Origin of the sequence: Pseudoflavitalea sp. G-6-1-2, from assembly GCF_012927185.1 — a bacterium.
Taxonomy (GTDB): Bacteria; Bacteroidota; Bacteroidia; order Chitinophagales; family Chitinophagaceae; genus Pseudobacter.
The window spans coordinates 1,806,004-1,827,063 of sequence record NZ_JABBGB010000001.1 but is presented as its reverse complement, the minus strand read 5'-3'; the positions used below and the strand labels follow the sequence as shown (position 1 = coordinate 1,827,063).

The 21,060-nt window shown below is 47.4% G+C and carries 17 protein-coding genes; 10 read left to right on the top strand and 7 right to left on the bottom strand.

Features of this window, described 5'->3' with window-relative positions; genetic code table 11:
* Window position 1: 1 nt before the first annotated feature.
* Window positions 2–1,351 (bottom strand): FAD-binding oxidoreductase, encoded by a 1,350-nt coding sequence (locus tag HHL16_RS07620; RefSeq protein WP_169424527.1) that lies wholly within the window; start codon window positions 1,349–1,351, stop codon window positions 2–4.
* 21 nt (window positions 1,352–1,372) lie between these two features.
* Window positions 1,373–2,269 (bottom strand): decaprenyl-phosphate phosphoribosyltransferase, encoded by an 897-nt coding sequence (locus tag HHL16_RS07615; RefSeq protein WP_169424526.1) that lies wholly within the window; start codon window positions 2,267–2,269, stop codon window positions 1,373–1,375.
* Window positions 2,270–2,382: 113 nt separating this feature from the next.
* Here HHL16_RS07615 and HHL16_RS07610 point away from each other — a divergent pair, with 113 nt between their 5' ends.
* Complete coding sequence (locus tag HHL16_RS07610; protein ID WP_169424525.1) at window positions 2,383–4,005, top strand: hypothetical protein; 1,623 nt, start codon at window positions 2,383–2,385, stop codon at window positions 4,003–4,005.
* Between the two features lies 1 nt (window position 4,006).
* Here HHL16_RS07610 and HHL16_RS07605 read toward each other — a convergent pair whose 3' ends face one another.
* Entirely contained in the window at window positions 4,007–4,717 is a 711-nt protein-coding gene (locus HHL16_RS07605; RefSeq protein ID WP_169424524.1) for a hypothetical protein, read from the bottom strand.
* Between the two features lie 59 nt (window positions 4,718–4,776).
* On the opposite strand from HHL16_RS07605, the gene recG reads away from it, so the two are divergent.
* The 4 genes from recG to cls all read left to right on the top strand — a co-directional run bounded on the left by recG (window position 4,777) and on the right by cls (window position 13,327).
* Window positions 4,777–6,942: an ATP-dependent DNA helicase RecG gene (gene recG, locus HHL16_RS07600; protein ID WP_346766834.1), complete on the top strand. Its 2,166-nt coding sequence runs from the start codon at window positions 4,777–4,779 to the stop codon at window positions 6,940–6,942.
* 72 nt (window positions 6,943–7,014) lie between these two features.
* Window positions 7,015–10,734: a PKD domain-containing protein gene (locus HHL16_RS07595; protein ID WP_240965917.1), complete on the top strand. Its 3,720-nt coding sequence runs from the start codon at window positions 7,015–7,017 to the stop codon at window positions 10,732–10,734.
* Between the two features lie 11 nt (window positions 10,735–10,745).
* Entirely contained in the window at window positions 10,746–11,840 is a 1,095-nt protein-coding gene (locus HHL16_RS07590) for a PorP/SprF family type IX secretion system membrane protein (protein WP_169424523.1), read from the top strand.
* A 32-nt stretch (window positions 11,841–11,872) separates the two neighbouring features.
* Window positions 11,873–13,327 (top strand): cardiolipin synthase, encoded by a 1,455-nt coding sequence (gene cls / locus HHL16_RS07585; RefSeq protein WP_169424522.1) that lies wholly within the window; start codon window positions 11,873–11,875, stop codon window positions 13,325–13,327.
* 11 nt (window positions 13,328–13,338) lie between these two features.
* Here cls and HHL16_RS07580 read toward each other — a convergent pair whose 3' ends face one another.
* From HHL16_RS07580 to HHL16_RS07570, 3 genes are all read right to left on the bottom strand, one after another.
* The gene (locus HHL16_RS07580) at window positions 13,339–13,860 is read right to left on the bottom strand and encodes a class I SAM-dependent methyltransferase (protein WP_169424521.1); all 522 of its coding nucleotides are present in this window, start codon (window positions 13,858–13,860) and stop codon (window positions 13,339–13,341) included.
* 49 nt (window positions 13,861–13,909) lie between these two features.
* Complete coding sequence (locus HHL16_RS07575) at window positions 13,910–14,650, bottom strand: LytTR family DNA-binding domain-containing protein (RefSeq protein WP_169424520.1); 741 nt, start codon at window positions 14,648–14,650, stop codon at window positions 13,910–13,912.
* Window positions 14,651–14,711: 61 nt separating this feature from the next.
* The gene (locus tag HHL16_RS07570) at window positions 14,712–15,227 is read right to left on the bottom strand and encodes a LytTR family DNA-binding domain-containing protein (RefSeq protein ID WP_169424519.1); all 516 of its coding nucleotides are present in this window, start codon (window positions 15,225–15,227) and stop codon (window positions 14,712–14,714) included.
* Window positions 15,228–15,534: 307 nt separating this feature from the next.
* Here HHL16_RS07570 and HHL16_RS07565 point away from each other — a divergent pair, with 307 nt between their 5' ends.
* The 5 genes from HHL16_RS07565 (at window position 15,535) to HHL16_RS07545 (ending at window position 19,863) form a co-directional block, all read left to right on the top strand.
* Window positions 15,535–15,888, top strand: a complete 354-nt coding sequence (locus HHL16_RS07565; protein WP_169424518.1) for a hypothetical protein — start codon at window positions 15,535–15,537, stop codon at window positions 15,886–15,888.
* A gap of 4 nt (window positions 15,889–15,892) precedes the next feature.
* On the top strand, window positions 15,893–16,315 hold the full coding sequence (locus HHL16_RS07560) for a hypothetical protein (protein ID WP_169424517.1): 423 nt from the start codon (window positions 15,893–15,895) through the stop codon (window positions 16,313–16,315).
* Between the two features lie 142 nt (window positions 16,316–16,457).
* A complete protein-coding gene (locus HHL16_RS07555) occupies window positions 16,458–17,510 on the top strand; it encodes a linear amide C-N hydrolase (RefSeq protein ID WP_169424516.1) in 1,053 nt (350 codons plus the stop codon).
* A gap of 212 nt (window positions 17,511–17,722) precedes the next feature.
* Window positions 17,723–18,748, top strand: coding sequence for a hypothetical protein (locus HHL16_RS07550; protein ID WP_169424515.1), 1,026 nt, complete (start codon window positions 17,723–17,725; stop codon window positions 18,746–18,748).
* Window positions 18,745–19,863, top strand: coding sequence for an FAD-dependent oxidoreductase (locus HHL16_RS07545; protein WP_169424514.1), 1,119 nt, complete (start codon window positions 18,745–18,747; stop codon window positions 19,861–19,863). Before HHL16_RS07550 ends, HHL16_RS07545 begins: the two co-directional genes overlap by 4 nt.
* Here the strand turns inward: HHL16_RS07545 and HHL16_RS07540 are convergent.
* Window positions 19,860–21,053, bottom strand: a complete 1,194-nt coding sequence (locus HHL16_RS07540; RefSeq protein WP_169424513.1) for a PQQ-binding-like beta-propeller repeat protein — start codon at window positions 21,051–21,053, stop codon at window positions 19,860–19,862. The genes HHL16_RS07545 and HHL16_RS07540 overlap by 4 nt on opposite strands.
* Between the last annotated feature and the right edge of the window lie 7 nt (window positions 21,054–21,060).

Below are 21,060 nucleotides of genomic sequence, written 5' to 3'. Positions count from 1 at the left end.
GTTAATTTCTCTTTGTGATCTGATTAGTGAGTTGCAGCCTGTCCGACTGCAGCGATCTAAGTTTTGAATCGGGATTGTATTTCTGCACGATGGCTTTGAATTCATCGAGCCTCGGATATCCGGCTTCGAGCATAGCGGTATTCATCCGCGCATCTTTGCTCATGTACAGGCGGCCGCCGTATTTCAGCACCACTTCGTCCAGCTCATCGAGGAATTCGAAGAGCCCTTTGCGCACAGGAAAATCAAGGGCGAGCGTAAAGCCTTCGAATGGAAAAGAAATCAGGCTGTCCTGCTTTCCGAAAACCTTCAGCACCACCAGAAAGGAGCCCATTCCTTTTGCACCGATCCTGCGGAGAATATCAATGAGACCTTCTTTCGCTTCGAGCGGAAGTACAAACTGATATTGCACAAAACCTTTCTTCCCATAGCATCGGTTCCAGTGGAGCAGTGCATCCAGCGGATAGAAAAAAGGTTCGTAGGTTACGATATTGTTGATCTCTTTCTTAGTGTTCTTGGCGTAGTAGAGAAAGTTGAACGCTTTCACCGTGAGCGTATTCAAACTCCAGGAAGGGAAGTTGAAAGGAATGGTGATCGATTTCTTGCGGGGCAGTGCCAGCGGGGCTTTCCGCTGCTGCTCGTTCAATTCTTCGGGTCTGGCGAATTCGCCGATGGTGAGAATGCCACGGCCGAAACTGTCGCCCTTTTGCAGACAATCGATCCATGCCATGGAGTACGTGTAATGCTTGTATTCTTCAAACAAACGGATCAGCTCTTCGAGATTGGCAGCCTTTACCTGTTTTTGCCTGATGTAGGAAGATGGGATGCGTTTCAGTTTGAACTTAACTCGTGTAATCATTCCTGTTAGTCCCATTCCACCGCAGGTGGCTTCGAACAGATCAGGGTATTTTTCGGGAGAGCAGGTAACCAATGAGCCATCGCCAAGAATAATGTCCATGTCGATGATATGCTGACCGAAGGTGCCGTCTACGTGGTGATTCTTTCCATGTACATCACTGCCCACAGCCCCACCGATGGTGATGAATTTAGTGCCGGGAGTTACGGGCAGGAACCATCCTTTGGGCACAATCACATCGAGCACCCGATCGAGCGTAAGTCCGCTCTGGCACTCAAAGATGCCGTGCTCAGCATCGAAGCCCAGTATTTTATCGTAACGAAGTGTATTGATGGTTTGCTCCGCCAGCGAGGCATCTCCATAGCAACGTCCGTTCCCGCGGGGAATGAATCCTTCGCTGTTGCGGATCATCTCCTGCAACTGATCGTCGAAGGAAAAGAGTTGCTCATCGCTTTCCATCACGGGATAATTACCCCAGTTGGCGATCTTTTTTTTCATAACCAATCCTGCCAGGATCTTTTATTTGTCAAAAATAGTAACGTCTTTCATGTACAAAATGAAATAGAAGCTGGCGATCCATAAGAGAAGAGTAATCTGGATAAATCGGTCTTTGTACAGGATTTCGGTAGGCGAACCAGCTTTATTCTGAATGAAGGTGATCTGCAAATATCGCATAATTCCCGCAATCACAAAAAGGGAGGTATAATAAAGGCGATGCCCGAACTGACGGTACAATACGCCTGAGGAAACAGTGTAGTTGATATAGGTAACAATGAGGATGGCGCAGAAGAGTCCCAGCATCATGTTGAGGAACTCCAGGCTGTAACCTTTCATCGATTTACGCATTTCTTCGCCGGTGCTGCTTTTGAGCACCACATCGTCCCGTCGTTTGGCGATGGCCATAAAGAGGGCCAGGAGGAAGGTCATGATGGTGAGCCACTGCGAGAGATCTACCTCGCTCAGCACCGATCCGCCTTTCACCCGGAGCACAAATCCGGCGGCTACGATGATAATATCTACGATCGAGACGTTCTTCAGTCCGAATGAGTATCCGAGATTCAGCACATAATACAAAGATGTAACGAAGAGGAATTTCCCGCTGCTGTCGAGCAGATAACTGATGAGCATCCCCGCGAAAAAAAGTGAAATGGCGATGATGAGCGCTGTGATCTTATTCACGGTTCCCGCGGCCAGCGGGCGTTTGCGCTTCTCCGGATGCTTGCGGTCCGACTCTATATCCCGGTAATCGTTGATGATGTAGATGCTGCTGGCCAGAAAGCTGAAAGCTGCAAAGCCGCCAAGAAGCAATTCGAATTTGTACAGATCGAACAGTTTGCCTGCAAAAAATGAAGGCACAAAGAGAAAGAGATTTTTCGCCCAGTCTTTAGGACGTAACAATTTGATATATGCTAACATGCGCGACCCATATCTGGGGCACAAGATAGCACCATTTGGGTTATAGCGCAATACTACGAAATGGTAAGAGCCTGTATTTCCGGTTTATCGGCCTGGTCAGTATATTTGTTTACATGAAACGTTTACTGGCAATTGCCGAAATCCTGGTGATCGTTGTAATTGCGATCGCCCCCCTCTTCGCCGTATTCCCCTACCGGATCAATATTTTCCTTAGCTGGGAAGGCGCCTACCGTATGAGTATCGGACAGCTGCCTTATAAAGACTTCGGCATTCCACTCGGATATATGTACTGGGTAATTCCTGCTGCATTCTTTAAGATATTCGGTGCACAACTGATTACACTGGTGAAGGCGCAGGCATTCATCAATCTGCTGAGCGGCTTTGCTTTCCTCTCGATTGCCAAAAGCCTAAAAGTTCAGCCAGGACTGCGTTTCCTCGGAGTACTGCTATTCAGCCTCTCCTACTCGTTCTTGAATTACTGGCCCTGGTACAATCATACTGTGATTGTGTATGAACTCATCGGCATAGCCTTTCTGCTGAAATATCTGATGGGCACACAGAGCAACAAACAACAGCTCTGGCTGATACCCGCAGGCATGTTCCTGTTCTTTTCTTTCTTCACCAAACAGGATGGCGGCGCACTTGGGTTTCTGCTCTGCTTCGCCCTGCTTTTTTACAATGCACTCACCAGTAAGAAATGGTTGCCATTGCTGGTTTTTGCAGGCTCGGCCATCATTACGGCCCTGCTGATGATATTGCCTTTCACCAAATACGGTTTCGGTTACTGGTTCAACCATGGCCAGCCGCCGCATACATCGAGGGTTTCGATCAGAGATATTTTACAGGAGTTCATGACGGGCAGCATGTGGCTGAAGTTCTACCTCTTCATCATTGCACTGCTGCTGATGGCCACTATTAAGAACTGGAAAGAATACTGGCGCAACAGGCCACAGATGATATTTTCATTGCTTACACTGGGCATTCTCGCAGAAGCGGCCATTTTTCAGGTTACCAGCTATGTGCCTGCCGACAACAATATTTTCTTCCACAGTTTTGCCTTCATCTTCATATTCACTTTGCTGGCGGCACTGCTGCCAATTGATTTTAATCAAAGAAAAGCGCTCATCATCGGAACAGCCGGAGTGCTGCTCTGGTGGAGCCATATGTTCTGGAAGTATTTTGAAAGATTCGTATTCAAGGGAGGCGGCGAGCAGTACACCACTACCACTTATAACGGCATTACCTATGCGAATACAGTAAACCGCAATACTTATATCGTTAGCCTCGATACCACCGATGTTCCGCTCAGCGAATGGCGTATCCCCAAACTGAAATCGTTTGAAAAGATCCTGGTTCCGGGTCCTACGGTAGATGGCATTGAAAGATTGATGGCAATGCCGCTGGTGAAAAACAACAAAGCCCTCAAAGTGCTCAATATGTCTGAGCTGACGCCGCTTGCAGCTGAGATCCCTTACTCACTCGAAACAGGAGATCATTATCCGCTCTGGTTCCATCAGGGAGTAGGCATGTTTGAAAAACAAACGGAGATGTTTGTAGATCGCATCCACAAGAAACATTACGATCTGGTGCTGTACGAATACATTCCTTACGCCAATAATTTCTATCCGTTCAAGATCAGGGAGGCGCTGCTGAAAGACTACAAACAGGTAGATGTATTCCCTGCTACGCGCAAGCCGAGCAGCAATTCATGGATTGAAATATATGTGAAAGAGTAGATCAGTTGGAGCGTGTCCACTTTTCGCCATGTACATCTGCGAAGTAAACGATGCCGAACTGCTTATCGTACCAAACTTCGTTCACTGCACGCTTTTGCTGAATGATGGTTCCGCCTGAAGAAACGGGCAATACCACTTCTTTATCGTATCCGGAAGCACACTTCAGCACGCTGGTGTAATTTCTTGTACCGGAATTGAACGTGGAGAATGCGGGCAGTTTTTCCATATTGTAAGCAGGAAGGATATTGCTGTTCACACCGCCATTGTAGTCGAAGAAAGTAACTTTCATATACCCACGGCCGGGATAGCCCTTCCTGATTGGTTCAATCACATTGAAAGAATCCATGGGATGCGCAGGCGCTGCAAAAAACAGCATTTCGATAGCTTCCGTGTAAGCAGACGAACGGCCTGCATCTGTTCTTTCAAGCAAAATAGTTTCATACTCCGATCGGTAAAAACTTTTAGCTGCGCCTTCGGGCATGCTCTGTACGTCGGGAGTATTGTAATTTGTTTTATGCTGAACAGTATACACACGTGTATTGCCTTTGTCGCTGGAGAACGTCCAGGTATCGTTCAGTTTTACAGGAAGCAGCCAGGTCTTTGTTTTGGCATCCAGCGAAAAAAGGGTATCACCCGACATTTCGGGAGTGCCTGGCTTTGAACAGGAAACTGCTGCAATCAGCAACAGGGAAGCTATTGGGAATAAACGCATATGATTGGGTTAGGGGGTCTGAAACCGGGCACAAATCTAGTAAAGATTTATTACCGTCGATCTTTGCGTCCTTTTCCCTTCCCACTCCTTATTTTTGCCCTAAACTATTTAGCATTTCCGGAATAGCGAACATATTATCCAGTCCCATTGAATACCTGAAAGGTGTAGGCCCCCAACGTGGTGAGATGATCCGCAAGGAATTGAACATCTTCACCTTCAAAGACCTGCTGGAATATTTCCCTTTCAGGCATGTGGACCGCACCAAGGTGAATCTGATCAGGGATATTACGCCCAACACAGATTTCATTCAGATTGCAGGAAGGATCACCAGCGTATCCATCATCGGAGAAAAGAGAGCCAAACGCCTCGTAGCTGAGATCCGCGATAGTTCAGGCATCATGGAGCTGATCTGGTTCCAGGGAATAACCTGGATGGAAAAAACATTGCAGATCGGATCAGGATTTCGGGTATACGGAAAGGTTAGTTTCTTTCAGGGACAGCCTCAGATGACGCATCCTGAAATTGAATCCCTGCAGGAAACCGGCACAGAAACCAAGAACTACCTCGAACCTGTTTATCCCACCACCGAAAAGCTCAAGGCCCGGTCACTCGGCGGGAGACAGATCGGTAAGCTCACCCAAACATTGCTGGCACAGCTGAGAGAGAAAGATCTTCCCGAAAACCTGCCAGACGATATTCTTCGCGAAACCAAACTGGTACCGCGTTTCCAGGCATTGCAGCATATTCATTTCCCACCCGGCCCCGAAGCATGGCAGGCTGCCATGAACCGACTGAAATTCGAAGAGTTCTTTGTGGCGCAGCTGCGAATGGGACTGGTGAAGTCGCAGCGACATCGTTATTCGCGTGGCGTAGTGTTTTCGCAGGTAGGGGAATTGTTCAATACATTTTACGAAAAACATCTTCCCTTTCAACTCACCGGCGCACAGAAGCGGGTGGTGAAAGAGATCAGAAAGGATACAGGCAGCGGCAAACAAATGAACCGCCTGCTGCAGGGTGATGTAGGAAGTGGCAAAACCATCGTGGCATTGCTGGTGATGCTGATTGCAGCAGACAACGGCTATCAGAGCTGCCTGATGGCGCCTACCGAAATTCTGGCGCGTCAGCATTTTGCGAATATCGAAAAGCTGCTGCGCGATCTTCCTGTGAATGTGAAGATCCTCACAGGCTCTACCAAAAAAGCAGAAAGAAAAAAAATACTGGAAGAACTGGAAGCAGGAGCCATTCATTTGCTGGTGGGTACACATGCCTTGGTGGAAGATCCTGTGGTCTTCCATAACCTCGGTCTGGCCATCGTTGATGAACAGCACCGCTTCGGAGTGGCACAGCGCGCCAAGCTCTGGGCCAAAGCCCCCATTCCGCCACATATGCTGGTAATGACGGCCACCCCTATCCCCCGCACACTTGCCATGACTGCTTATGGCGACCTCGATTATTCGGTAATGGACGAACTGCCACCCAACCGAAAGCCCATTCAAACCGTACATCGTTATGAACAGGCACGCAGTCAGGTGATGGGATTTATACGATCCGAAATCGAAAAAGGACGACAGGCATACATCATCTTCCCACTCATAGAAGAATCCGAAAAGATGGACTATGAGAACCTGATGAAAGGATATGAAAATGTAAAAGCATATTTCCCGGAACCGAAGTTCTGGATCAGCATGGTACATGGCCGGCAGACCAACGAGATACGCGAAACCAATATGCAACGTTTTAAGGAACATGATACTCAAATCATGGTTGCCACCACAGTGATAGAAGTGGGCGTTGACGTTCCGAATGCAAGTGTAATGGTGATAGAAAGCGCAGAGAAATTCGGGTTATCGCAACTGCATCAGTTGAGAGGTCGTGTAGGCCGCGGAGGAGAAAAGAGCTTTTGCATTTTATTAACAGGCTCGAAACTGAACAATGATGCGCTCGAAAGGTTAAAAACAATGGTTGCAACCACCGACGGATTCAAGATTGCAGAAAAAGACCTGGAGTTGAGAGGCCCCGGAGATATCGAAGGAACCAGGCAGAGTGGAATGCTTAATTTCAAGCTCGCAAATATTCTGCAAGACAGAGAATGGCTCGAACTGGCAAAGGAAATGGCTGGCCGGATCATCGATACAGACCCCGACCTCAGTTCACCTGAAAATTTGCGCCTCAAAAACTATCTGCAATCCCTGCAAGGCAAAACCGCCTGGAGCAAAATATCATAAAAAATCAACAGGCGTTCCGGCCTGTTCGCATCGATAAGACGTTTTATTTCTGTAATTTGTAAAAAAGATATCTTGGGCAGGAAAAATCTGATAGCCGTTGCTTTGCTTTGCTTTGCCACACTGAAAGCTGCTGCGCAGAGTGATGTAGAACCTTTTGAATTTGTTCAGAATAAAGGACAGTGGGATAAAGACATTAAATTCAAAGGACAACTGAATACCGGAGCCTTCTTTCTGACGGCCCGTGGTTTTACAGTAGACCAGCGCAACCCCGCCGATCTTAAAATTGCACAGGAACAATTCCACGGAAAAAAAGATGGCAAAGGCGGTGGCCCTGTCTCCAGACCTCCCCGTAACAGATCTTCAGCAAGTACCAACAGTTTCGATCCCGAACATCCCGACAATGGTTCAGGCGGTGGTGGTGGAAATCCCATTCCCCCCCTGAGTATGCCCATCCGCGCACATACTTATATGGTAGAGTTCGAAGGCGGCAATCCCAATGCAGAGATCGTACCTGATAAACTGATATCCGATGAAGCGAATTACTTCCTCGGTAATGATCCTTCCAAATGGGCGCGCAATGTTGGTTCCTATCAGGGTGTTACTTACAAGAGCATCTATCCCAATATCGATGTACGTTATTACTCCGATTACGGAAATCTCAAATACGATATCATTGTTCATCCTGGCGGCGATCCGCGTCAGATAAGAATGCGTTACACCGGTGCAGATAAATTGTCTATCCGCAATCAGGAGCTGCTGATCAAAACATCTGTGGGTACTGTTCGCGAACGTTATCCATACGCCTATCAGTTCGATATGGCCAATGGAAAGAAAGATGTGGACTGCCGCTTTCAGCTGGCCAACAGCAATACTGTTACATTCAACGTAAAAGAATATTCAGGCAACAGCACATTGATTATCGACCCTACTGTGATATTTGTTTCCTTCACCGGATCGAAAGCCAATGAGTTCGGATTCACTGCCACTCCTGGCCCCGATGGTTCTCTCTACTCAGGAAGTATCGTATTCGGAACGGGCTTCAGAACCAGTCCGGGTGCATACAAAACCGAATACCAGGGTCCAGCGAACAGCAATGCCCTCGATGTAGGTATTTTCAAATTCACACCAAACGGACAAAGAGCCTGGGCAACCTATCTCGGAGGCCTGAGCCACGATCTTCCGCATAGTCTCATCTGCGATAAGGCAGGTAATGTAATAGTACTGGGACGAACTTATTCCGGCTCGTCATTTCCTGCAACCAAAACTATCTCCACTGGTTCAGGAGACAATGCCGATCTCTTTGTTGCAAAGATCAGTGTGGATGGCCGCGACCTGATCGGTGCCATTCGTATTGGTGGCCGGGATAAGGATTGCGTGAATGTGTACGATAAAATGCGCAGTGGTGGCGATGGCCCCAAAGAAACACTTCGTTTTTACGGCGATGATTCCAGAAGTGAAGTGGTAGTAGACGGAGACGACAATGTATATGTTGCCGCGCAAACGCAATCAAGCGACTGGCCTACAACTGCCGGCGTGTTTCAGCCCAACTTCGGTGGCGCGCAGGATGGAGTAGTATTGAAACTGAATAAAAACTGCGACGACCTGGTTTGGACTTCCTACCTCGGCGGAGCAGGATACGACGGCGCATTTGTACTGGCAGTACATCCTGTTACAAAAGACATTTATGTTGCAGGCGTAACCAACACACCCGATCTCGATGGCAGCCCTGCCGGTGTGTATCAGCCAAGGCCCGGTGGCGGCTATGATGGTTATGTGATGCAGATAGCAAACGACGGTTCCAGAATCATCAAACGCACTTATCTCGGAACGCAGAACTATGATGCGATATACGGCATCCGTTTCGACAGAAAATATTTTCCATACGTAATGGGCATTACCGAAGGTGGCAACTGGCCCATTGTGAATGCACCATACAATAAACCCGGAGCAAGTCAGTTCATTGTAAAATTCAAGCAGGATCTTTCCGGAGTTGAATATTCCACTACATGGGGTAACGGTTCCAAACAACCGAATATCTCTCCGGTGGCTTTTCTCGTAGACCGTTGCGAGAACATATACATTTCAGGATGGGGTGGATGGATCGATACCAATACGGATCCCTACGCCACTGGCGGCATCAGCAATATGCCACTGAAAGACCAGATGAAAAGCATCACCGATGGCCGCGACTTCTACTTCTTTGTGATGGAGAAGAATGCAGCCGGACTGCTCTACGGATCTTATTTCGGACAGAACGGCGGTGAGGGAGAACACGTAGATGGAGGAACCAGCCGCTACGATGAACTTGGCGTGATCTATCAGGCCATCTGTGCCAACTGTTTTAAGGGGTTCGGCATGCCGATCACTACGCCTTTCCCTGTAACACCCAATGTTTGGAGTCAGGTAAACGGAACCGGTGGTACGGGATGTAACCTCGCTGCAGTGAAGATCCGCTTCAACTTTGCGGGTGTGATCTCTGCACCGAAATCATTCTACAAAGGAAAGCCAGATTCCAGAGGATGTGCCCCTTTCACAGTTGATTTCCGCGACACCATCAATAATGGTAAAACATACAAGTGGGATTTCGACGATGACGGTGCCGACGATGTTACAGGACCTACATCAGATGCATCACATAGATTCGACCTGGTTGGCAGACACCGTGTAAGGCTGGTGGTTGAAGACCCCAATACTTGTAACGTTACAGATACTGCATATATCTTCATCGAAGTTGGCAACAATCCCGCTATCCCTGATTTCAACTTCACCAAAATCGGTGCATGTAACTCTACTGAATACACTTTCGACAATACCACTATTAAACCAGCCGCAGGCCCGGATTTCGATGGCAACACTTTCAGATGGGAATGGGGTGATGGCGCACCAGGTGTTGTAAGAAATGCAGACGACATCAACCACACATTCTTCGGTCCCGGCACATATCCTGTAAAACTGATAGTACAGAATCCTGCTTATTGTAACGCACCAGACACACTTACAAAGAACCTGCGTATCGCAGCCAATGTGAGGGCACAGTTTCAGACTCCACCGATGGGCTGTCAGCCATACACCGCAGTATTCACCAATACTTCAATAGGTGGTACCCGATTTGAGTGGGACTTCGGAGACGGAACTACATCCACCGAAGAAAGTCCAACTCACCTGTACCCCAACCTGAACACCTATGTTGTTAAACTGAGGGCATATGACGAAAGCACCTGCAACAAAGTGCACGATACCAGCTTCACCATCACAGTGAATCCAAAACCACTCGCAGCATTTGACTTCGAGCCCAAAACAGCGGTGGCAAATAAACCAGTGATCTTCTACAACCAATCCATTGGTGGAACCAATTACAAATGGGAATTCGGAGATGGAGAAGAAAGACTGAAGAACAACATGGATACCACCATGCATCAATACAACGCCTCGGCCAACTACCTTGCGCGACTGATCACTTTCAACCAATACGGCTGTTCCGATACAACAGAAGCCAAGATGGTAGATGCCATCGTAAGGCCACTCCTCGATGTACCCAATGCCTTCACTCCCGGACGAGGAGGAAGAAACAGCACCATCAAGGTAGAAGGATTTGGCATCCATTCCATGCTCTGGAGAATCTATAACCGGAACGGACAAATGGTATACGAAACCAATTCACGCTTCGGCGCATGGGATGGCACATTCAAAGGACAATTGCAACCGATGGATGTTTATGTGTACACACTCGAAGTGGTGTTCACAGATGGTACAAAATTGTCTAAACGCGGAGACATTACATTGATCCGATAAATCATTTTCACATGAACACCAACCATCAGAAATCAGTAGCGAAGTGCAGCCGGACCATGCGGTCGGGCAGGCGCAGCAAACTGTCCCTGTTGCTTACCCTGAGTGGGTTGTTGCTCATGGGAAATCTATCCGCACAGGATATGCACTTTTCCCAATGGTTCAATTCGCCACTCAGCACCAACCCGGCCAATACCGGTTTCATTCCTGATGCCGATTACAGAATCGGCGCCAATTACAGAAACCAGTGGAGCAGTATCATGACCATGCCCTACAAAACATACAGCGTTTGGGGCGATGCGCAGGTGTTCCGTGATAAGATCGCATCAGGATGGCTAGGTATCGGCGGTCTCATTCTTCGCGATCAGGCCGGTTCAGGAAGTCTCACCTCAACAAAAATATATGGCTCGGTGGCTTATCACCAGATGGTTGGAGTAGCTCACCTCATCTCAGCAGGCTTCAACCTTGGATGGGCCAACAAACGAGTGAACTCAGCAGATCTTAAGTTCCCCGATCAGTTCGATGGCGAGTTCTTCGACAGCAAACTGCCTACCAACGCCATTCTCGACAATAACAGCGTGAGTTATCTCGATGTGCAGATGGGCTTCAATTACGCATTCTTCCCCAACGATAAAGTGTATCTCAATGCAGGGGTTTCTGCCTGGCATATCAACAGGCCACGCGAATCTTTCTTCAGCACCGATCCGCTCAGCACAGAATCGCGCATACCTATCCGTTATACCGCATTCGCCAATGCCAGCGTTAAAGTTAATGACGATGTGATTGTGAACCCCATGGTGTACTACTCCCGTCAGGCCAATGCCTCCGAAGTGGTGGGTGGCGCTTACGCCCAGTACAACCTGGCCGACGAAGGTGAGATGCAGGTGCTTGGTGGCCTTTATTACCGTCCCAACGACGCTATTATTCCCATGATAGGATTTGAATGGAAGAGTATCCGCCTTACCTTTACATACGATGTAACCACTTCGACGCTGAAGCAGTACAACAACCGCCGCGGCGCACTGGAGTTTGCATTGATGAAACGCGGGTTCTATGATGATTACAACGGTGATCGCCGCCAGAGTCTCTGCCCCACTTTCAAGTATTAGCCCCAGGTCCGGCCGCACCGAAACAATCAAATATGAGTCCTGTTACCGAGGTCATCCTAATTGTATGCGTATACGCCCTGATGATCTTTACCATGATCCGTATCATCTTCGATACCGTGAATGTGAGTAAAGCATTGGGGTATCTCTTATTGACAATCATGCTGCCCGTTGCCGGCAGCATTGTTTATTTTTCACTGGGAGTAAACTATCGGAAACGAAAGATCTACAACAAAAAACTCATCACCGACGAATACCTGTTGCAGGCCCTTAGGAAAGATATCGATGAGAATGCGCTCCGCCTGTTGCAACAGCATCACGACGATGTAGGCAGTTTCGCAGGCCTCGCTAAACTGCTGATCAGAGACTCCCTCTCCTTTCTTTCACTCAATCATGTAAAACTGCTTCTCAACGGAGAGAACAAATTCCCCGAAGTGCTCAAAGCATTGGAAGCGGCAAAACATTCCATCCATATCCAGTACTACATTTACGATAATGATGAGATCGGCAATCAGATCAAAAGCATGCTCATGCGCAAGGCGCAGGAAGGCGTGAAAGTGCGTTTCATTTACGACGACTTCGGCAGCAACGGACTGAAAAAAAGATGGGTGCGCGAACTGGAAAGTGCAGGTGTGGAGATCTATCCTTTTTACAAGATCTATTTTGTTTTTCTTGCCAGCCGTCTCAATTACCGAAATCACCGCAAAGTGATCATCATCGACGGACAAACCGGCTTCACCGGGGGAATCAATGTGAGCGACAAATACATCAATGGAAATGATCCTGAAAAGCTCTACTGGCGGGACTCTCACGTAATGATCGAAGGCCCGGCCGTACTCAATCTGCAATATCATTTTCTGGCCGACTGGAACTTCTGCTCCGATCAGAATCTCATTCCCAACCGCGATATTTTTCCGGTTCCGATCCGCCGCCACGACTTCACCACACTTACGCAGATCGCTGTAAGCGGTCCCGATTATCCGAGAGCAGACATTATGCTCAGCTACTTCTCGGCAATAGCCAATGCGCAGAAAAAAGTATACATCACTACACCATACTTCATCCCCAACAACAGCATTTATGATGCCATCAAAAAAGCAGCGCTCAGTGGTTGCGATGTACGCCTGCTGGTGCCCGGCATCTCCGATTCCAAAACCGTGAATGCTGCCACCCAGTCTTATTTTGAACCATTGCTAGAATGTGGCGTTCGCATCTTTTTGTATCAGAAAGGATTCGTGCATGCCAAAACAATCGTGATCGACGATACGCTCAGTATGGTAGGTTCAGCCAATATCGATTTCAGAAGCTTCGATCTCAACTTCGAACTCAACACCATTCTCTACGATCAGGCATTCGGAGAAAAAATGACGGAGGTATTTCACGAAGACCTCAAAGAATCAGAAGAAGTTATTCTCGAAGAATGGCTGCAGCGAAGCACTTTCAGGCAGCTCATGGAAAAGATAGCAAGACTGCTTTCGCCGCTGCTCTGATCATCATCCGATCAGGCACTGCAGATGCAACTGTACATCATGGAATTATTGTAAACAGAAGGGCGTTCATTGATTTTTTCAATGTGAGGAAAACCCGCATTGGTAAACAATTTCTTCGCTTCATCAAATGGAAGCGGATAAGGCACCCACTGATTGCCTTTTTTCAAATCATATTCTACCAGCAGAATTTGTCCGGATGGATGCAGATAGGTTTTCAGCAGTTCGAGGAAGGAAATTTTATCCTGCACATAGTGGAGAGAGTTTGCCATCAGCACACCATCGAGTGGAGGCAACGACAATGGTTTGGTAAAATCAGCAGCAAGTGTAGAGATGTTCACTGCATCGCCCGATCTGATCTGGCGGAGCGCTGCTGCATTATCATCGATGGCAATGATTTTACTGCCAGGGGTAAGAATGGCGGCGAGCGCCTGCGTAAACACACCGCTTCCGCTTCCAAGATCAGCCCAGGTGCGGGCTTGAGTGCTGTTAAGCGATGCATGCCTGATCATGTCTATTGCCTGCTGTTGCTCCATACAACCAAGTTAGCAATATTCCGGGATACAGCTGCAACAGTATCAAAATCTAATACATGAGTTTTTTCAGGTTATCGATATAACCTCTGCTTACTTTAAGGCTCACATCGTTGCTGAGCACCAGATAGGCATCGCTGTTCTCTTTGTACACTTCCCTGATATGATTTACGTTCACGATATGCGAGCGGTGAACACGAATGAAAACAGCGGGGTTCAATCGCTGTTCGAGTATGCCGATGCCGTAGTTGCTGAGAAAATTCTTCTGAAGGGTATGTACGCGGGTATAGTCTTTTTCGGCTGCCAGCCAGGCAATATCCTGTACTGCAAGACTGATCATTTTGTTGCCGTTTTCCAAAAGGATACGCTCCGGAAAAGTTTGTCCGGGTTGATTGATGGCATCTGTCAGCGCCGTGATCTTCGCCAGATCATTTCCTTGCCGTGTAAGCAGTTTCGATACTGCCTGATTGAATCTTTCTCTCGTGTAAGGTTTGAGCAGATAGTCGATTGCATTCGAATCGAAAGCTTTCAGTGCATACTGATCATAGGCGGTTGTGAAGATGATCTGCGGTACATGCACAATCTGCCGCAATACCTGAAAGCCGCTGAGGCCTGGCATCTGGATATCGAGAAAAACGATATCCGGCTCCAGCCGGTCGATGGCAGCTACAGCCTCGATCCCATCCTGGCATTGAGCAACAATTTCCAGCTCCGCAAAGTCTGCGAGATACTGAAGCAGAATGGTTCTTGCCGCTGCTTCATCATCAGCTATGATTATTTTTTTTATGGACATATCCGCGCTTTGATGCTTTGATTCCCTGCCTGCAATATACTTGTTTGCATGGGTTGATAACTCATTCTCCCATCCATTCCCTGAAATGATTGGCTTTCAATCTGCTCACGATCACATGATCGATCTCCTTGGGAGCTAGCTCCACTTTCAGGTTGCCGTTGAACCAGAGCAATACTTTCTGCACTGCATCGTGACAGGTAATTACCTGACGGCTTGCGCGGAAGAATTGTTCGGGCGAAAGGCATTCCTCGATCTCTTCGAGACTCATCCGTACCAGAAAACTTCTGCCGTTGAAAGTTTTCAGATAACTCAGTTTGTTCTTTGAATAGAAATAAGCGATCTCATTGCAATGAACCGATACCAGCTCTTTTCCTTTTCTCAGCAGGAACCGGTTCTTCAGTGCGCGGAAATTGCTTTTTACCAGCGATATGCGCGGAGTGATCTCTTCATCATCTCCGATGATTTCCTTCTGCATGATGCAGTGTGGCAGCATTACGCTGAGTCTGCCAAGCTCTTCTTCGTTCAGGGATAACTGTACCCTGATCTTCTTTTCTTCCAGTTTACTGATGGCGTGCATGTGGAACAGGTTTGGTTGATTAATGATTGATAACAACACCAAATTAGCACGCTGCTGCTCCAATGATCGCCGCAGACCGACGAATTGCAACATATGCCGTTGAACTGCGCAACACAGAGATCGCAGCATTTCGGACCCACCCTCCCGGTCTATGGTATCAGACTTCCGGATGCACAGGTAAGGCCGATGAAATGTTTCCTCCCTTTATTTAAAATTTATCTTTCAGAATATTTTGAAATTTCAATATTAACAATAAACTTTACAGTGTGAAATCAGGGAAGTGAAACCAGCAGTAAAACTCTGCACCATGAACTTATTCGCCTACATCCTTTACCTGCTCATTACCTACTTCATTACTGTACACGCAGGCCAGGTCTTTTACCGCAACGGACTCATCTATGTACTCGATCTGCTCGATGGCAACCAACAGCTCGCTGCATATATCAACCGCATGCTGCTCACCGGATATTATTTGTTGAACCTCGGTTATGTTGCGCTCACCCTGTCTGAATGGAGGCCCGGCAGCTTCGCTGCCATCATCGAAGAGATCTGCACCCGAACGGGAAGAATAATGCTGTTGCTGGCTGCTATCCACTTCGCAAACATGACGGTAATTTTTCTGATAAGCAGACATAAACATTCGCTCAACCATAAAAACTAAACATATGAACCCCACATTCAACTTCACGCTTCTTGGCTATTACATTTATCTTCCTGTAGTGATTCTCCTTACCTGGTATGTGGCCCGCACCCTGTTCAGAAACGGCCGTGTCTTTATGCTCGAAATCTTCCATAACAAAGTAGACATTGCCCATGCCACCAACACACTGTTCAAAACAGGTTTCTATTTACTGAACCTTGGTTTCGGCTTATACATTCTGGAGATCCATCAACCAATCAATGATAATCTCACCATGATCGAAGCGCTTAGCCCCAAGATCGGCGGATTCAGCATCTACCTTGGCCTGATGCTTTTCTTTAATCTGTACTTCTTCTTCCGCGGCAGAAAAGCATCCCGCAGAAAGAATGTTCCGCAATTACCCAATCTTGAAAAATCTGCTCCATCAGATTTTTCACCCCTTGCATAATCAAAGCAGATTCGTACCCACCTGCAACTGTCTGGTGGGTACGAATCTGTTTCACCGCCCCATTTCCTGCATTCACCGGTTTTACCCGCAAATTAGCCGCAGCCCGCTTGTACATTGCAGTGTTTCCGGCTAATTTCACTTTATGAAAAAGCCAATACTACTCTTCTTAATTATACTTGCCGCAGCGCAATCTTTCGCGTGCTCCACCTTTCTGATCAACAAAAACGGGCACCTGGTTTTCGGAAGAAACTACGACTGGTCGACCGGTAACGGCATTGTTCTGATCAATCCTTCGGGACTTACTAAAAGCTCCATGGTGTACGAAGAGAAAAACATCACCTGGACCTCAAAATATGGCAGCCTTACTTTCAATCAGTTTGGCAAAGAATTTCCGTACGGAGGCATGAATGAAAAAGGACTGGTGATAGACCTGATGGCATTGGATGGAACAGTGTACGAAGCAGACGACGATCGCCCGGCCATCAATCAGGTACAGTGGATACAATACCAGCTCGACAACTCCGCTACCGTTGCAGAAGTGCTTGCGTCGGAGAAGCTGCTCCGCATCAGCCGCAAATCTCCATCCACCAATCATTTTTTGATCGCAGATGCAACAGGTGATGCAGCAACCATCGAATTCATCAATGGTAAAATGATTGTGCACAGAGGAAAACAATTGCCGGTACCTGTACTCACCAACAACACCTATCAATCTGCACAAAATAATTTCAAATCAGCTAAAGATATTCTCGCCACGAAAAGCAACTCACAGCTTCGTTTCAACAAAGCCTGTTCGATGGTTTCAAAATATCAGCAGGATGTTAACAGCAAAACAAGTCCGGTAGACGAAGCGTTCAAGATCATGAATGAAATTTCACAGGGTGACTATACCGTTTGGAGCATCGCATACGATATCACCAACAGAAGAATTGAATTTTTCACAAAGGACAATAAGAAAAGAAGAAGCATTTCGTTTGCCGATCTAAACTTCAACTGCAGCAACAAATCCAACTACATCAGCATCGATGAAGGAGAAGGAAATCTGGCGGGAAAATTCCGTCCACTTACAATGGAACATAACAGAGCAGTAATTAAAATATCAGCCGAAGGAAGTAAAAAACAGATAGATCTGCCGCAGGAAGTGATCGATGCACTCAGCACCTATTTCGCAACGGTGTATTGCAAGCCTGAATGATATTTCATCATTGATTGACAATTAAGCGTCCGCAGCATTGCGGCCGTTTTTTTTATGTACTTCCAACTCATTGACCCTTAACGGGCATCAGTACGGTTAACCTTTACTGTCAGCTTTTACCGAACGGAATAATTCATTATCTTTAGTATATCCCCCTGCACTAAACGTAATCCCGCCCTTTCCGCATTACCATTAGCAAACAATTAATTCCGGTGCTAAAGAAACTGTTCACATCGCCTAAGAGACGTTGGTGGGTGTTCTACCTTCCTATACTTCCCTACTATATTTACCTGAGTATGCGCTCAGGATCATTCTCATTTCCTACGGCCTGCAATCCTGCAATGCTTGCTGGCGGAATGGTGAACGAATCGAAGTTTCAGCACCTGAGTGATCTCGACGAAGCATTCAGGCCAATCACCATATTCATTCCTGCCGGCGCTCCGGCGAACAATGTGCTGCAACTCATTGGCGCATCATCATTGAACTATCCTTTCATTCTCAAACCCGACAGAGGTGAGAAAGGATGGGGTGTTCAGCTGATCCATTCCGAAGAAGAGCTGCTGCACTGGATACGCACCAACGATACGGATGCTGTTGCACAGCAATACATCGATCTTCCGTTGGAACTGGGCATTGTTTTTTATCGATATCCCGATGGTAAAAAATGGGGCATCAGCTCAGTTGGCATTAAGCAATTACCTGCTGTTACCGGCGACGGAGCTTCAACGGTTGAGCAATTGATTCTGCAGACAGGTTCCGCCATCAACGGATATGGACTAACAACAGACCTGCAGCATATTCCATCAAAAGGAGAAAAAGTAACACTCGATTTTGTAGCGCATCGCAGAAGAGGAACAAAATTCATCGATGCCAATGAGATCGCAGATCCGCAACTGGCTGCAACCATCGAGCGCATCACAAGGCCTGTGAAAGGCTTTGATATCGGCCGGCTCGATATCCGAACCAGCTCCATCGAAAATCTCCGCGAAGGAAAAGACTGTCATGTTCTTGAGATCAATGGTGCGGGCAGTCTGCCCATTCACGTTTTCGATCCCCGCGTTTCTTTCTTCGCCGCTTACCGCGATCTCTATAAACACTGGACGCTGATCTATCGTATCAGCAAACAGAATCATGCCCTGGGAACTCCATTCATGAGCTGGAAGGAGTTCGTCCGGCAACTCAAATTGGCCGGCAACCTTCCCCGTCAATTCAATCAAGACAAAAACAACACAGCATGAAAAAAACGCAGGAACCCGGTGTTTTGGTAATTGGCGCCGGCGTAGCCGGATTGACCACAGCGCTCTGCCTCGCAGAAAAGAACTTCAGAGTAACCATCGTTGCAGACAGGTTTGCTCCCAACCTCACTTCGGTAGTGGCAGGCGCGTTGTGGGAGTGGCCTCCGGCCGTTTGCGGCTATCATCACGATCAGATCTCGCTTTCAAGATCCAAAGACTGGTGCATGACTTCTTACGATCAGTTCTTCGATCTCGCCGAGCGCCCCGAAACAGGCGTGCATATCCGTCCGGTTTTGTTTTTCTTCCGGCAACCGGTGAACAACTCCCCGCGCGATCTGCACAAGATGCTGGAGCTGAAAGACAAGATCAAAGGATTCCGGCACGATAAAGCAATGATCAGTGAAGAAGAGATCAATCCTCATCTTCAACTGAAAGATGCTTATTGCCATCTCGCACCGATGGTGGATACCGATCAGTATATGCACTGGCTGCTCCGGCAAGTGAAACTGGCAGGATGTGATATCAGGCAACAAAAAATAACCGGACTGATAGCAGAGCAGGAACAACAACTCCGCGACCAGTTCAATGCAGACTTCATTGTCAATTGTTCCGGACTAGGCGCCAGCGAACTGGCGGGTGAAAGCATGTATCCGCTTCGCGGAGCGCTGGTACGTGTAAAGAATGATGGAAAGAAGATGCCGAAGATCACCAAAGCATACTGCATCTCGCACGATGAATCGAGCAACAATCAGGACATCATCTTCATAGTTCCCCGCGGCAATAACATGCTTGTACTCGGAGGTCTTGCAGAAAAAGATGAATGGAGCACGGACATCGGCCTGCACAATCACGAGCCAGTGCAACAGATGTACGAACGGTGCTGCGAATTCATGCCCATATTGCGTCAGGCTGAGATCGATGAAACAGAACCGGTGCGTGTAGGACTTCGTCCATTCCGCAATGCCAATGTACGATTGGAAAAAGATCCCAATTATCCGCTCATCCACAACTATGCGCATGGAGGCGCGGGCGTTACTTTCTCATGGGGATGTGCCCGTGAAGTATCCGACATGGTGCAGCAGTATTTCTATGCTTCCGTTACAGCAATCAGCGCCTAAGGCTGTTTCACTGCATAAAAAGTACCATCGGTTGCGCCGAAGTACAACATGCCATTGTGCTGAACAGGAGTGGCCAGCACGGCTCCGAGATCGAATATCTTTTTCTCAGCTGCTCCGGTTACTTTGTTATCTCCGTACATCACGAAGTCTTTTCTGAAATGACCATTTGCATCGTAAACGGTGGAGTAATTCTTTTTGCTTCCATCTGTCTGAAACTGCCAGTGAATTTTACCGGTGGTTACATCGAAGGCATAGAGCATGCCGTTGAAGCAGCCGGCCAGTATCAGTGAATCGGCAACGAGTGGAGTGTTGTAAGAGCGGAACGGGATCGGCGTTTTCCATTTCACGGTTCCGTCCTCTGCAGAAGATGAATAGAACGCATGTGTATCGGAGGTTCCGAAGAAGAGATTGTTTTTATGAAGCAACGGTGTGGCGGTGATCCAGCTGCCAATTTCCTTCATATTCCAAAGGCCAATTCCGTTGGATTTATTTAGCGCATAAATATTGTAATCTCTGCTTCCGAAGATCACTGCTTCATTGGTAACGAGTGCAGCTTTCTGAACTTCTCCTCTGGGGAAGTTGCGGTCGCCGATAGTTTTGAATTGCCATAATTGCTGGCCTGTTGTGGCATTCAACGCATAGAATTTACCATCGTAACTTCCTATGTATAGCATATCATTTTGAATAGCGGGGTCTGCATGCACAATGCCGCCTGTGGCAAACTTCCAACGCTCTTTTCCTGTAACTGCATCGATTGCATACACGTGATAGTCGCCGCTTCCGAAATAGATCAATCCATTTACATGCACAGGGGATGAACGATAGTAATCCCAGAAATCGTATTGCTTTTCGCCTTTGGTACTGAACTCCCAGATTATTTCACCGGTGCTTTTATTTAGCTCATATAGCACTCCGTTATTGCAATTGATGATCAGACTTCCATTAACAACAGCTGGTTTACTACGCACAGCGCCGGGCAATTGTTTCTCCCAGATAAGTTTTCCATTTTTCAATGCTTGGCAAAAAACCTTACCGGCTTCATTGCCGAAGTAAATATTACCTGCATCGATGCAGGCATCTCCAACAATGGGTGATGCAGTAGCTACGCGCCATTCAGCTTTCGCATTTACGGGTTGTGCAATAGTACTGAGGCTGTATAGAAACAGACAACAAAAAAGGATAAGTCTCATGTATGGT